Source organism: Flavobacterium degerlachei (genome assembly GCF_900106645.1).
GTDB classification, from domain to species: domain Bacteria; phylum Bacteroidota; class Bacteroidia; order Flavobacteriales; family Flavobacteriaceae; genus Flavobacterium; species Flavobacterium degerlachei.
The window spans coordinates 147,417-159,109 of the sequence record NZ_FNMV01000009.1 but is presented as its reverse complement, the minus strand read 5'-3'; the positions used below and the strand labels follow the sequence as shown (position 1 = coordinate 159,109).

The 11,693-nt window shown below is 36.0% G+C and carries 18 protein-coding genes; all 18 read right to left on the bottom strand.

Features of this window, described 5'->3' with window-relative positions; translation table 11 throughout:
* Nucleotides 1-5 precede the first annotated feature (5 nt).
* Nucleotides 6-473 (bottom strand): hypothetical protein, encoded by a 468-nt coding sequence (locus tag BLV91_RS10795; protein ID WP_091432976.1) that lies wholly within the window; start codon nucleotides 471-473, stop codon nucleotides 6-8.
* A 6-nt stretch (nucleotides 474-479) separates the two neighbouring features.
* Entirely contained in the window at nucleotides 480-1,103 is a 624-nt protein-coding gene (locus tag BLV91_RS10790; RefSeq protein WP_091432974.1) for a peptidoglycan-binding domain-containing protein, read from the bottom strand.
* 13 nt (nucleotides 1,104-1,116) lie between these two features.
* Entirely contained in the window at nucleotides 1,117-1,665 is a 549-nt protein-coding gene (locus tag BLV91_RS10785) for a hypothetical protein (RefSeq protein WP_091432971.1), read from the bottom strand.
* Nucleotides 1,662-1,853 (bottom strand): hypothetical protein, encoded by a 192-nt coding sequence (locus BLV91_RS10780; RefSeq protein WP_091432968.1) that lies wholly within the window; start codon nucleotides 1,851-1,853, stop codon nucleotides 1,662-1,664. The genes BLV91_RS10785 and BLV91_RS10780 overlap by 4 nt, the downstream gene beginning before the upstream one ends.
* A 2-nt stretch (nucleotides 1,854-1,855) precedes the next feature.
* A complete protein-coding gene (locus BLV91_RS10775) occupies nucleotides 1,856-2,080 on the bottom strand; it encodes a hypothetical protein (protein ID WP_091432965.1) in 225 nt (74 codons plus the stop codon).
* A 244-nt stretch (nucleotides 2,081-2,324) separates the two neighbouring features.
* Nucleotides 2,325-4,112: a leucine-rich repeat domain-containing protein gene (locus tag BLV91_RS10770; protein ID WP_091432961.1), complete on the bottom strand. Its 1,788-nt coding sequence runs from the start codon at nucleotides 4,110-4,112 to the stop codon at nucleotides 2,325-2,327.
* Between the two features lie 11 nt (nucleotides 4,113-4,123).
* Nucleotides 4,124-4,798 (bottom strand): hypothetical protein, encoded by a 675-nt coding sequence (locus BLV91_RS10765; protein WP_091432958.1) that lies wholly within the window; start codon nucleotides 4,796-4,798, stop codon nucleotides 4,124-4,126.
* Between the two features lie 46 nt (nucleotides 4,799-4,844).
* Complete coding sequence (locus BLV91_RS10760; protein WP_091432955.1) at nucleotides 4,845-5,405, bottom strand: glycoside hydrolase family 108 protein; 561 nt, start codon at nucleotides 5,403-5,405, stop codon at nucleotides 4,845-4,847.
* A gap of 102 nt (nucleotides 5,406-5,507) precedes the next feature.
* Complete coding sequence (locus tag BLV91_RS10755) at nucleotides 5,508-5,930, bottom strand: carboxypeptidase-like regulatory domain-containing protein (RefSeq protein ID WP_091432953.1); 423 nt, start codon at nucleotides 5,928-5,930, stop codon at nucleotides 5,508-5,510.
* Between the two features lies 1 nt (nucleotide 5,931).
* The gene (locus BLV91_RS10750; protein WP_091432951.1) at nucleotides 5,932-6,372 is read right to left on the bottom strand and encodes a hypothetical protein; all 441 of its coding nucleotides are present in this window, start codon (nucleotides 6,370-6,372) and stop codon (nucleotides 5,932-5,934) included.
* Nucleotides 6,373-6,384: 12 nt separating this feature from the next.
* The gene (locus BLV91_RS10745) at nucleotides 6,385-6,831 is read right to left on the bottom strand and encodes a hypothetical protein (RefSeq protein ID WP_091432950.1); all 447 of its coding nucleotides are present in this window, start codon (nucleotides 6,829-6,831) and stop codon (nucleotides 6,385-6,387) included.
* A gap of 1 nt (nucleotide 6,832) precedes the next feature.
* Complete coding sequence (locus BLV91_RS10740; protein WP_091432948.1) at nucleotides 6,833-7,024, bottom strand: hypothetical protein; 192 nt, start codon at nucleotides 7,022-7,024, stop codon at nucleotides 6,833-6,835.
* Nucleotides 7,017-7,865, bottom strand: a complete 849-nt coding sequence (locus tag BLV91_RS10735; protein ID WP_091432946.1) for a hypothetical protein — start codon at nucleotides 7,863-7,865, stop codon at nucleotides 7,017-7,019. The genes BLV91_RS10740 and BLV91_RS10735 overlap by 8 nt, the downstream gene beginning before the upstream one ends.
* A 21-nt stretch (nucleotides 7,866-7,886) precedes the next feature.
* On the bottom strand, nucleotides 7,887-8,168 hold the full coding sequence (locus BLV91_RS10730; RefSeq protein ID WP_091432944.1) for a hypothetical protein: 282 nt from the start codon (nucleotides 8,166-8,168) through the stop codon (nucleotides 7,887-7,889).
* Nucleotides 8,168-8,533 carry a hypothetical protein gene (locus BLV91_RS10725; RefSeq protein WP_091432941.1) on the bottom strand — a complete coding sequence of 122 codons (366 nt, stop codon included), beginning with the start codon at nucleotides 8,531-8,533 and terminating at the stop codon, nucleotides 8,168-8,170. Before BLV91_RS10725 ends, BLV91_RS10730 begins: the two co-directional genes overlap by 1 nt.
* Nucleotides 8,534-8,620: 87 nt before the next feature.
* A complete protein-coding gene (locus tag BLV91_RS10720; RefSeq protein ID WP_091432940.1) occupies nucleotides 8,621-9,208 on the bottom strand; it encodes a hypothetical protein in 588 nt (195 codons plus the stop codon).
* 61 nt (nucleotides 9,209-9,269) lie between these two features.
* Nucleotides 9,270-9,728, bottom strand: a complete 459-nt coding sequence (locus BLV91_RS10715) for a hypothetical protein (protein ID WP_091432937.1) — start codon at nucleotides 9,726-9,728, stop codon at nucleotides 9,270-9,272.
* Nucleotides 9,729-9,773: 45 nt separating this feature from the next.
* Entirely contained in the window at nucleotides 9,774-11,381 is a 1,608-nt protein-coding gene (locus BLV91_RS10710) for a hypothetical protein (protein WP_091432936.1), read from the bottom strand.
* Nucleotides 11,382-11,693 lie beyond the last annotated feature (312 nt).

Genomic DNA, 11,693 nt, shown 5'->3' with positions numbered 1-11,693 from the left:
AAATCTTATTGCTCAACTACCCAAGTTTTTCCAAGGGCTTCGACTATAGTGTGAATTTGGTAATTGTCCACATTACTATCTAGTCCGTTCTTTAGGTATTGATCAATAAGGTTTAAAATTACTATTTCTATTTGAATATCTGTCATTAAATAGTTGCTTTTTGCAGGTAATTCAAATGAAGTCGTGTTAGATTTAGCAATCCCAAACAAAATGCCTTTGTAAAATAAACGAATTTCCTTTACTTGGATTAATCCAGCGGTTTTAACTGTCATGGCATACTGTGTTGGATTGTGAAAGCCTATATCAGCCACGGCATATAGTTTTGCACCACTCAAATGTAGTTTGCGAATGTTACGTAAATCCATTGTCATATTTTCTATGACTTTAGTGAAATCGCCTTTTTTCTTGAAAGCGAATAGGGTAGATACTACTGCAGCACCTCCTAATATTTTTAATACTGTTGCTCCTTCCATTGTGAATTATTTATAAGATTGAACATCGGCTGCTTTAACGAAGCCTATTTTTTGCCCCCAAAAAGTATCGTAATAAATAGTGTACCAGTTTCCTAATTCACTAGAAGTTCTAACAGTTCCTACAGCTTGGCCGTAATCAACTGTTTTTTCGACTATTTGGTTAGAATAATACGAGCCATCTGCCTTTGTTACTGCATCATAAATAGGCGTTCCGGCACTTAAAGGGGATTGTAGTTTTGTTCCAGCTGGGTACACATTGCGGTTTACATTTGGTAATTTTCCATATTGATCTAAACTTACTTGTTTAACTCCTTTTAATCGGAATAACATTGCTTCAGTTTGTGGCCCAAAGAAACCATCAGCCGTGATTTTCATCAATCCCTGAAGCTTGGTTACTTCAAGTCCTTGGCTACCCATTTTTAAAACTTTAGTTACATAGATAGCTATAGGTTTTGTTGTGGCGATTGGCTCTATATCAGGATTCGGAATACTACCTTCTGCTGAATCGCTGGTTGTTTTTTTGTTGGAGTTGTTGTAGGCATAAGCCCCAAATCCTAACAATAAGAAAACCCCAGCGTAAAGTAGGGTATTGTCTTTTTCTTTCTTTTTTTGCGTGGTCGTTTGGTTCATGGTGTGATTTTTTTTATACTGGAATTTTACTCTTAATAAACAGCGTTGTTTTTAGAAATAAGTACCCTGTTGTAATTGCTCCTGTTATCATTAAAAATAATTGCCATTTTGGGAGTGGTTTATCAATTGGAATGTCTTTATGAGAGTAAACGGTTTTTGTAATTGTAATTTTGTAATACAATTTTTGAATGTCGCTTTTAGTCTCTCCTACTTTAGTATTGATGTTTAAGCTATTGTCTTTGGGATCGTATTTTGTTTCTACTGAATTACTTCCCGAAGATTTTTTACTATTCAACTGGGATAAAAGGCGGTCAATTGCAATTTGGCAAACGCTATCACACTCTTTCCTTTCGGTTTTTATTTTCCCGATGACAATTTTTAAACTGTCATTAATCGCTATGCTGCGGATAATTACACGTACGTTATTAATACTATCGTGATTTATTGTAGTGGTTTCTTTCCATTCCTGTAAGGGTTGTTTTGCTTTGCAACCCACTAAAAAGATAGAGGAAAAAAGCAATACAATAAGGATAGAAAGGAAATAGGCTAGTGCTTTTTTCATGTTGTTTTATTTTTAGATTTCTTATGGTCGTCATGCATGATATACCAGCGATGAAGGTTGTAGCCTATGAAAATAAATCCTGATATTATTTTGAAAATAAATTCTAAATTGTCAGCGGCAAAAAGTAGTATCATAAACGAGTATAAGGCGGTGATTTTTAAATCAATTATTTCAGTTAAAAGTTTCATGCTTAGGTCTTTTTAGGGTTTTGGGTTTGGTTGAAGTTGAAATAGGTGAACAGGAAGTATAAGAACGCTCCCGCTACTTTGATCCAGTTTTCAGTCGTTTCCTTGAATCCTAGTCCATGCAACATGCTTAAATTTTGATTTAACAAAATGATCAAGGCGTAAATAAATGATCCTAATTTCCAAAGGATGGTGTTGATTTTTGGGGTTGGTTGGTTTAATGGTTGCATAGTTATTTTATTTTCGATTATGGCGTTAATACAATGGTTTTCTTCTAATAAATTTAAAATCTAGAGCTTTTCCTGTTGTCGTGAGCGCGCGACGTAATTGGTTCTTAACCAAGGCGTTTGATATGGTTTCGTTTTCCTTGCCAAATGCTAACCGCCGCGAACTCTTAGTGTCTTGTTCTATAGCGTTGTAAATTCCCGATTGGCTAGCTTGTCCAGGATAAAATAGATCCTTTGCCTATCCCGATTAAACACCTACAATCCAACCTTTAGCCTCTAACAGAGATTGTGTATTCGTGCCTGCAGCAGAGTCTATATTCCCTTGTGTAAATATCTCCCCACCATTAGTAAGATTTGAAATCCAAGATGTTGCCGAGTTCCAAGAAGATGTTACTATTTGATTATTATTAAGCCTTAAAGTGGTTAAACTACTAGGTAATGCAATAGTAGGGTCAAATGTTACTATTTGATTATTATCAAGCCTTAAATCAGTTAAACTACTAGGTAATGCAATGGTAGGGTCAAATGTTACTATTTGATTGTCGTATAGATTTAAATCAGTTAAACTACTAGGTAATGCAATAATAGTGTCAAATGTTACTATTTGATTGCTATCAAGGTATAAATCAGTTAAACCTGTAGGTAATGCAATAGTAGGGTCAAATGTTACTATTTGATTGTCGGATAGATTTAAACTCTCTAAACCTGTAGGTAATGCAATAATAGGGTCAAATGTTACTATTTGATTGCCACCAAGACCTAAACCGAGTAAACTACTAGGTAATGCAATAGTAGGGTCAAATGTTACTATTTGATTGTCACCAAGACCTAAACCGAGTAAACTACTAGGTAATGCAATAGTAGGGTCAAATGTTACTATTTGATTGCTATGAAGGTATAAATCAGTTAAACCTGTAGGTAATGCAATAGTAGGGTCAAATGTTACTATTTGATTATTATTAAGCCTTAAATTGGCTAAACTACTAGGTAATGCAATAGTAGGGTCAAATGTTACTATTTGATTGTTACTAAAAAATAAGTAAAGTAAACTACTAGGTAATGCAATAGTAGGGTCAAATGTTACTATTTGATTATTATCAAGATTTAAACCGATTAAGCTCTGAAAGCCTGATACTTCAATGTTTTCAAATCCCAAACCACTCAAAGTAATAAAACTAACATTAGGTTCTATTTTAATTAGCTTTGCCACGTTGCCATTAATCTCTACTGAATCAAAATCAAAGTCATTAGATAGTGGAGATTGATTTCTAGAAAAACCATTCCAATCAATGATTGAGTTCTTGTCTGTGATACCTGCACTACTCATTGCGATATCAATATCTTGAAACGTCAATTCTATATAATTCTCTGCAATTATCGGCTCTTTAACTAATGCTAAAACATAAACATCAGACGAGATAGGTAAATTATAAACATCTCCTTCAACTAATCCATTAGCTAATGCCACTGTGTTATTAGCGTACTCACCCTTTACTTCAAAAGAATTAAAGGACCCTAACTTCTCCTTCTCTTCCTTAGTAAAAACTTCACTTACAAATGGCTCAGTCGGTTCTTCTATGACTGATCCAAAAACAGTAATATTCGTCACTAACAAAGCATTTGCTATTTCGCTAGGTGGTATAGAAACTTCCGCTCCTTCTTCTCCCTCTATTTTAACAAAAGTACCGTCAGGTTGGGTATATATGCTGTCGGTACGGTAAAAACCATGAACAGCACTAGCAATTACAGTTGAGAAATCATTGTAATTAGTTGCTGTTATGTCGTTTTTCTTCCAAACGAATGACAAAGCCGAAATTGAAACTGTATTGCCTACTTTTGTTATTTTTCCTGTTTTTAAAAAACCATCAGGATTGTTGATCTTGTCAACTTGGTCCTGTAAAGGCTTTAACAACTCCATTTTTGAAACAACCCCTACCTCTTTAGTTTCAGGGTCGTGTACTAAAACGCCTGCAAACGGAGTGTTTGCAATTGGTTTTTTTAGAATTAATCTATTTATTATTTGAATAATATCCATGTAGTAGTAGGTTAAGGCAATGTTGTTACTGTTTTTGTTTCTCCATACCATAAGATCTGCCCTTCATAAGCTGGATTGGTAGTCATTCTCGCTCTGTAATAGTAGCTAGTATTTGGTTTTATCCCTCCCCCCCAGAAGTTAAACGATAAATTATTGAAGTTAACAGTGAACTCTAATAATTCCATTAGTGTTTTGCTCGATATTACGAGGTAATCTGAAAAATCAATACTTTTTGCTATTTCTATAGATGAATTGATGTTTCCTACTCCTTGTCCCTTTCGTACTGGCAATGCGCTTAAAGAAAAGCTGCTTGACGTTACTTTAGAAGTTCCTAACGTCTCTATTAAAGGCGATAGTCCTTCAGGCGTTGGATCAGGCTGCTGTATTGGCTCAGGAACGGGTGCAATGTATTCATCTGCCATTATTACCTCTACAATTGGTATGTAGTTATTTCTGTCAGAAGGGTCGCCACCGTTGTACCTAGCCGATTTCCATACTGTTTTGCTGTTTTTCATTCCTTGCACAAAATCCCCGATTTGAAGCACGTTCAAGTTGGTATTTGGAATGTCATTTTGTGAGCCTTTTTCGACTAACTTCAAATCTAAAAAGGGAATAGGAAAGCCGTTCCCGCCACTCGACGTGCTGGGTTTTACAATTCCTATCGTTATGTTATTAATTCCGCTCATTTTTTAATTTTTTTATACCAATACAAAAAACCGAAGCCAACTACTATTAAGCCACCTGTACCGATGGCGAAAGCTTTTTTTCGTAAACAAAATGTGTTAATCGGTCTAGCCATCCGTTTAGAAAACTCCCTCCTAAAGCATAGTAATAACTCGCTCTCGCTTTTTTGATCTTGTCAAAGAGTTGTTGTTGGTTTACGCTGTTGATTGCGATTGCAGTTTTAGGTCCTATATCGCCATCAATTGTAATGTTCTTTCTAAAGTCATTTACCAGTATACGTTGTACAATAGTTCCGATAGGTGATTCACCTGAATTAATAGCGTGATCGGCAATGATATCGGCAACCGATTGGTTCTTTAAATTGTCCCCGTGAACATCGTCCCAAAAGTATTTCTTGAACAAATAAGCTGCTTTTACTTTAGTAATGGCTTTCATGTCAGCAATTGTAGGCGGTCTCCCGATAATTCCCTCATAAAAACGGGCTGATATACCGTGATTAGTACCTACAAATTGTCCTAATGAGTTTTTGTTTCCAGAATCCTTTGAAAGGTTTTGGTACCCACCTTCGATAGTTTGTATTTTTGGTAGGAATATGTCAAAATTAGCCATGGTGTTTGGTTGGTTTAATGGTGGTTTTGTTTTTTAGTAATTACCTTAAACCAGTCAAACGCTTATTGACTGGCTCAGGTAACTTCACGCAATGAACAAATACTAAATTTTTGCTTTAACGACTTTGTTCTTGTCGTCAAAGTATTTTTTTACTTGAATTCCTAGCCCTAACAACGAAATCCAAATCAACCAATTGAATGGCTGTTTTTCTGCGGTTGTAGTACTGGTTTCGGTTGTTGTCGTTTTTTTAGGAATCGTGATTGTAAAACCGTCTAGTTCTTCAGCTTTGATTTTTAATATTACCTTGGCTGGTAAAAAAACTGCGGAAATAACATAATCGGCATATCCGATGTAAGTAATTCTAACCTCCGAAAAACTATCGGCTATTCCTGGAATAGTTACCGTACCATCATAGTTTGTAGACGCAATCGCTTTCCTATCTATAATAATGTTTGCACCATATAGCGGTTTTCCGTTTTCATCTACAACTTTGGTTTTAAGTGTAATTTTATCTGTTAAAGCCATCTTATAAGTAATTAGGGTATTTCGATCTTAAAAGTGCGTAATCCTTAGTGTTCAATTCTTCTTTTAACCATGTTTTAAGTGGTAAATTAGGTAGGCTCGAAAATGGATTGAAATTATATTGATTTCCTGTAACAGTGTTGTAAGCTCGGTTGCCAAAAGCAGTTATTACTTGTGCAAATTGAGATAGAGTTACTGTTTTTAAGGTTTCTAAAATTGATTCTTCATCAGTACCGCTATCTTTCATAGCGTCATATAAGTTTTCGGCTACTATCTTTGGATTAAAAGCAGGTAGGGATGGGGTAGAACCACCATTTCCTGTAGGGTCACTACTGTTGCCTGAATTGTCTTTTCTTTTTACAAAAACAAAATAGACTAATAGCCCTGCTGCTACTACGTACGCTCCAGTTTTTAAGTTTACTTCTTGTTGTGCTGTTAGTTTCATTTTTTGATTGATTTATTGAAAAAATGCACCGCCTAATAAAAACGATAATTGTTGTACTTCGTAGGGTGTAAACTGGTTCGCACACCATTGTTCTAAGTCTAAATCGCCACCAAATAGCGTTCCTGTTTTGTGTCCAAACGCATTGAAAACGCGTATGAACCCGTTATAATTCAAACCTGATAACTGGCGCGAAACATTGGCGAAATCATTAGAAAATACACCTATTGAGCTGTAAATTGCATTGGCTCTTGATTGTGCCTGTGCAAATGATACATTAGCGTCGGGGTAGATTGCATTTTCTTTTCGTTTTATAAAACGATTGGTGTAACTTGAATACGCCCAGTAACCTACTCCTGCAAAAACCGCAAACTTTATCAAAAAAGGAATGACCTCTACACTTTTTTCGATAATGGTTGAGCCTGTGTTTATTGGGTTTCCTAGTTTTGATATTTTTTTCATTTTATAAGAATTTTTGAAGTAAAGCAAATTTTATATCACTGGATAAATACCCAATTGCATTGGGTGATTTTACCAGTTTTAATACTCTTTGTAATTGATCTGTCGGGAGTTTATTTACTTCCTCTAGTGCTTTTTTTCGTGTTAGTAGCTCCATGTCGGAACTGGCAGTAACTGTTATTTCTGTTTTAGCCATGTGCGTATTTCTGTATTAATAATTTTAATTCGCTTGCAAAATTTTCGTTCTCCATGTAGTGCATAACCGAGCCAAGGAAGTTAATTTGAACCTCATTCAGGTTTTCTGCAACATGATCTATAAACTGTCTGTGTGTCTCACTAATATTTGGGCTACCTAATGCCGCTTGCATTGGCATTCCCCCGCCTTTCATAGCTGCAATAGCCCCTAACATTTCAGGTGCTTTATCCATCAAGGATTTAAAAGATTCACTATCAAAAATCGATTTGTTCTCACTTTTTACTAGCATCACCGCAATTTCCTTTTGGGCTTCGGCTGTGCTTAACTTTGTCAGTGCATCTCTATGATTTGATTCTAATAAGCGATGATCGTGCTTTAACTGCTTGTAGTCTTCTTTTAGTTCAACTAACTGTTCTTTTACAATCTCCAATTTTTCGCCTTTTACATGCATTCCTACCAGTTCAGCAACACCTAAGCCCATACTTGGATTTCCTAAATAGCTTTGTTGTGGTGCTGGAGCAGGAGCATAAGCTTGTTGTTGTGGAATTGCTGCTGTCTGAGTTTGTGGTTCGACGTAATTAGCCGGACTAACTTCAATTTTAGTAGTATGGTCTTTTTTAGAACTATTGCCATTTTTGGTGCGCATTTCGACCCAAACTAGCGTTGGTTTGGTTATTTGTCCAAGGGCGTTTTGTAAATAGCTTTCTAAATTTTCATTAGGAATGTCCGCTAAATAGATCATTGCCTTACCTACCTGAGCATTATTCTCTTGGTTGACAATAGTAATATAGCGGTTCTCATTTCCTTTAAGGTACTGTATAGTATTTTGTATGTTGCTCATAATTATTGCGTGATTTTGAGTTTAAAGAGGATCAGATGAGATTGTGGTTGATGTTTGCACGTAGCCTAAGTGTAATATTCTAGCCTTAGTGGAATCGTTTTCAAAAATGATTGAAACATTGTTTGTTAAAATCACATTGGGGGCATTGATAGCATAACTTTCTCCTGCTTCTATCTTTCTACCGTCAATCAAAACTGAAGCTTCGCCTGAGTTTTGAAAGGTTGGGTTTATCATACCTTTAAGTGGAAAATCATTTTGACTATCCATAATTACAGTATTGACTAATTGTCCTTCGATAAACATTAGTACTGCGTTTTTTCAATTAAAAACAATACCTGTACTGTGATATTTTCAGTAGCTGAAGCAGCATTAGTCACTAATTTTGTTTCGAAGTTTCTACCCCCGCTAAAATTTACTGGTCGCATAGATTCTCTAAAGCTACCTCCTGATGTTTTAGTAGAAAAACGTATATCGGCTGGTTTAATCACTTCATTACCATTGTCTAAAATGGATAAATTAACGATTCTATTTTCTGGGTTTCCTGCAACAATAGCAGCAATTGCAACTATTTTTCCGTCAGGGATGAATACTTTATCTGTAGCGATAGTTGTATTAGCAGCTAATGTGATATTAGCTGTTACGTATTCTGAATTTGAGTTGTTTTGCATTTGGATTGCTTTATTTAAAAAAAGCCTTGCCTACGATAGACAAGGCTTTTTTAAGGTTATGGTTTGGTTTAATGGTGTGTTACGTGATTATGCACTCACTTTTTTAGCAGTTTGTAAACCGCTTAAACGTACGTGTATGTAGTGTTTTTTTGTGTTATCTAAAGTAACTGCTGGTGCAAACTTGATTTTCATTTCGATTTTACGGTTATCAACCAAGTAACGAAGTGATTTCAAGACTGCGTATTCGTCAGAAGTTTTTTGTCCTGTATGAATGTTTGACAAGTCTTTAACTGGCATTCTTAATACTTCTCTACCGTCTTGTACTAAAACAAACAATGCGTTTTGTAACTCTTTAGGTGCAGCTGTATTATATGCTAATGCTCCTTCTAGTCCTGAATTTGCATCTGTTGCATAGTCAATTGCTATTTGGTCAAAGACAAAAGCTCTACCTGTTTCTAAGCGGTCTTTGTCAAAACTACATATACCGTCAATTCTTTGGGTTGTAGCGTCGATAAGCTCGATTGTTGATCCTCCAGCGATTTCTTTTTTGATTTCAAGAACTTGGTCGTCTAAAATCACTTTTCCTCCTGAGATATCTGAACGTAGTTGTTCTGATAATGAAGATAAAATTCCACCTAAAAAGGCAATTACGATTTGAAAAAATTGTGTATTCATTTTAATTTGGTTTAATGGTGATTATTGGTTTTTAAAAAAATTGTATTGTATGCTTTTTAGATTATACGCCTGTGAATCCTGACGATAAAGCTTGTTGTAGAGGTCTATCCCAAATAGATTCGTCAATTAGATCGTTACCCCAAGAACCATTAAGGCTTGCTAACATTGGTTCCTTGTGTCCTACTAAAGCATTGACAAATTTGTCAGTAGCTGTTAGTGAAGCACCTTCAACGGCTTCTTTAACAGGAACTGCGTTTGCAATTGTATCTGTAATTTCATCATACAGCTGTTTCACTCCCATACCTAAAGAGGCACTTTGAGCAATGGTGTTTGCTGTTGATGTTGCTGGGATGCAAGCTGCAAGTCCGATACCTACTACTCCAAGAATAATTCTCTTGTATGAACTCATAGAATCAGGGGCTAACGTAGCTAGACCGTCTCCTACTTTTGCTCCCAAAACCATAGAACCACCTTGAATGGCTACATTGGTTACTGTTTTTGAATTTGGTTTTTTAAACATTTTAATTTGGTTTTAATGGTGGTTTTTCATTTTTATGGTTGATTATTAGATCAAAAATTTAAGGGCTAATGCTCCCGCTCCTATAAGTAGAGGGATAGTTGCCGAGGACTTTTTAGCAGGAGGTACTCCAGCTGTACTATCTGTGTTTGCAGCTGCAGCTGGATTATTATAGACTGTTGTTGTCCCTTGCTGGGGAATAGTTGTAACTGATTGCTGAGGAACTGTTACGGCCACTTGTTGTTGTGGTGGCACAACGGTAAAGCTATCGTAAGACATAGGGTTGGTCCAACTACTGTAAGATTGTCCAACTCTGTATCCAGGCAATCCTTGATTAATTGTGAATGTTCCTGATTTCTTTCCAGCTGGGACTAATTTAAACCCTTGAGAAGTAAATTCTTGGTATATGTTTTTACGAAGCTCTACGATAGCTTTATCTCTTAAAGCATGACCTTTTCTTGTGCAGCTCGCATATTTACTTCTTTGACCGTTTTGAGCATCAAGCAAATAAGCTTCTGTTAGGATTTGAAATTTATCTAAGTTTGCTGTGGTTGCTTGCTTGTAAATACCTGACCATTCAATAATAAACGGCATATCTTTTTCTATATCTATCTTCGCTTTTTGTTCGCTGTAAGAAGCTCCCCAACATGATAAATCGAAACTATTTGCGAAAACGGCTCCAAATGTTTTTTCTATTGGTAATACTGCTTTTAAAACGTCTAATGCTGCTCCGACATAATTACCATTAGCGACATTAGTAACTACACCACCTACATTTACGCCTTGGATAGAAGCATTGTTCAACAAAGATGTTCCATTATCTATAAGAGAATATCCGAGCCCTTTGTTTGCTCCAGCATATGCTTTCTCTACAATTTCCTGTATGTTAGGATCAATACCATTTTGAACATTCCATTTAACTAAATCAAGCATTCGGCTTGTTACCTCTTTTGGTACTCCTTTATTTTCGATTTCATTTAGGAACATGTGAAAATTGGCAACGGTAGCTGCTATTGTCGATGGACTTCCTAGTCCTGTTTTATTTAGTGGTTTGCCTTGGCAGGCGCACCCTAATCCGTTTATATACGGACTTGCTAGACCTCTGTGTTTCATAGTGTAGTCGTGTTTTTTTGTAAAACTTACTTCTTTGTTGGTGTGGGTTGTAGCATCTATTATTGCGTTTTTGTTGCCATTTGGGATCACTACGTAAACGTGTGACCATTCGCCTGGCATTATTCCTGCTTGTTGCACCATTCTAAAAGCGTGAGTGATGTTCAAGTTTTGCAAAATTGTTGAGGCTAGAATTGAATAGGTCTTACAGTCAAAACCTGTTTTTCTAAAGTGCCATGCAGCACTAGGAGAATAAAGGTTTTGCGTTTCACCGTCTAGTTTGTACTGGAAGTGATTGTATAGAAATTGGTAAATGTTATTTGCCGTTTCTTCAATATTTCTTCCTTTCAAGAGCGGTGCTATTCTTTTCATTTGAGAAGCATACTTATTAGACCATTGCTCCATAAAGCGAAGTGTATCGTATGTAGTACTGTTGTCTGAGTTCTTATCAAACTTAAAATCCGTTCCTTGATAAGCAGGAATAAGCCCTTCAAAGGCTGTTCCTGATTTTAATGGACGGTATAATAAGGTGTCAATTGTACTCATGCTTTTCTTTTGTCTGTTTGAAGATAGTTTTCAGGGAGTGTTTTTTATGGCTTGCCGTATTTTTGATTTACTACAGCATTCAAACTCCTCCCTGCTTAACTAACCCAAAACAATTTTGTATGAAATAGAGCAGCAAAGATGAGTATGACAATTGTTTTGCTTTTTGGATTCTGTTGGATTCTGTTGGATTTTGTCGCTTCCTGTCGGATTCTGTCGCATTTTGTTGGATTCTGTCGGATTCTGTTGGATTTTGTAAGATTTACAATTGTAAAAACTGAGATGTTTTATTACTTTTGAAAAGCCATTAAACCA

Excerpts from the sequence above, each read along its gene's own strand:
- BLV91_RS10795 (WP_091432976.1), bottom strand. The coding sequence starts at position 473 with ATGGAAGGAGCAACAGTATTAAAAATATTAGGAGGTGCTGCAGTAGTA.
- BLV91_RS10790 (WP_091432974.1), bottom strand. The coding sequence starts at position 1,103 with ATGAACCAAACGACCACGCAAAAAAAGAAAGAAAAAGACAATACCCTA.
- BLV91_RS10785 (WP_091432971.1), bottom strand. The coding sequence starts at position 1,665 with ATGAAAAAAGCACTAGCCTATTTCCTTTCTATCCTTATTGTATTGCTT.
- BLV91_RS10780 (WP_091432968.1), bottom strand. The coding sequence starts at position 1,853 with ATGAAACTTTTAACTGAAATAATTGATTTAAAAATCACCGCCTTATAC.
- BLV91_RS10775 (WP_091432965.1), bottom strand. The coding sequence starts at position 2,080 with ATGCAACCATTAAACCAACCAACCCCAAAAATCAACACCATCCTTTGG.
- BLV91_RS10770 (WP_091432961.1), bottom strand. The coding sequence starts at position 4,112 with ATGGATATTATTCAAATAATAAATAGATTAATTCTAAAAAAACCAATT.
- BLV91_RS10765 (WP_091432958.1), bottom strand. The coding sequence starts at position 4,798 with ATGAGCGGAATTAATAACATAACGATAGGAATTGTAAAACCCAGCACG.
- BLV91_RS10760 (WP_091432955.1), bottom strand. The coding sequence starts at position 5,405 with ATGGCTAATTTTGACATATTCCTACCAAAAATACAAACTATCGAAGGT.
- BLV91_RS10755 (WP_091432953.1), bottom strand. The coding sequence starts at position 5,930 with ATGGCTTTAACAGATAAAATTACACTTAAAACCAAAGTTGTAGATGAA.
- BLV91_RS10750 (WP_091432951.1), bottom strand. The coding sequence starts at position 6,372 with ATGAAACTAACAGCACAACAAGAAGTAAACTTAAAAACTGGAGCGTAC.
- BLV91_RS10745 (WP_091432950.1), bottom strand. The coding sequence starts at position 6,831 with ATGAAAAAAATATCAAAACTAGGAAACCCAATAAACACAGGCTCAACC.
- BLV91_RS10740 (WP_091432948.1), bottom strand. The coding sequence starts at position 7,024 with ATGGCTAAAACAGAAATAACAGTTACTGCCAGTTCCGACATGGAGCTA.
- BLV91_RS10735 (WP_091432946.1), bottom strand. The coding sequence starts at position 7,865 with ATGAGCAACATACAAAATACTATACAGTACCTTAAAGGAAATGAGAAC.
- BLV91_RS10730 (WP_091432944.1), bottom strand. The coding sequence starts at position 8,168 with ATGTTTATCGAAGGACAATTAGTCAATACTGTAATTATGGATAGTCAA.
- BLV91_RS10725 (WP_091432941.1), bottom strand. The coding sequence starts at position 8,533 with ATGCAAAACAACTCAAATTCAGAATACGTAACAGCTAATATCACATTA.
- BLV91_RS10720 (WP_091432940.1), bottom strand. The coding sequence starts at position 9,208 with ATGAATACACAATTTTTTCAAATCGTAATTGCCTTTTTAGGTGGAATT.
- BLV91_RS10715 (WP_091432937.1), bottom strand. The coding sequence starts at position 9,728 with ATGTTTAAAAAACCAAATTCAAAAACAGTAACCAATGTAGCCATTCAA.
- BLV91_RS10710 (WP_091432936.1), bottom strand. The coding sequence starts at position 11,381 with ATGAGTACAATTGACACCTTATTATACCGTCCATTAAAATCAGGAACA.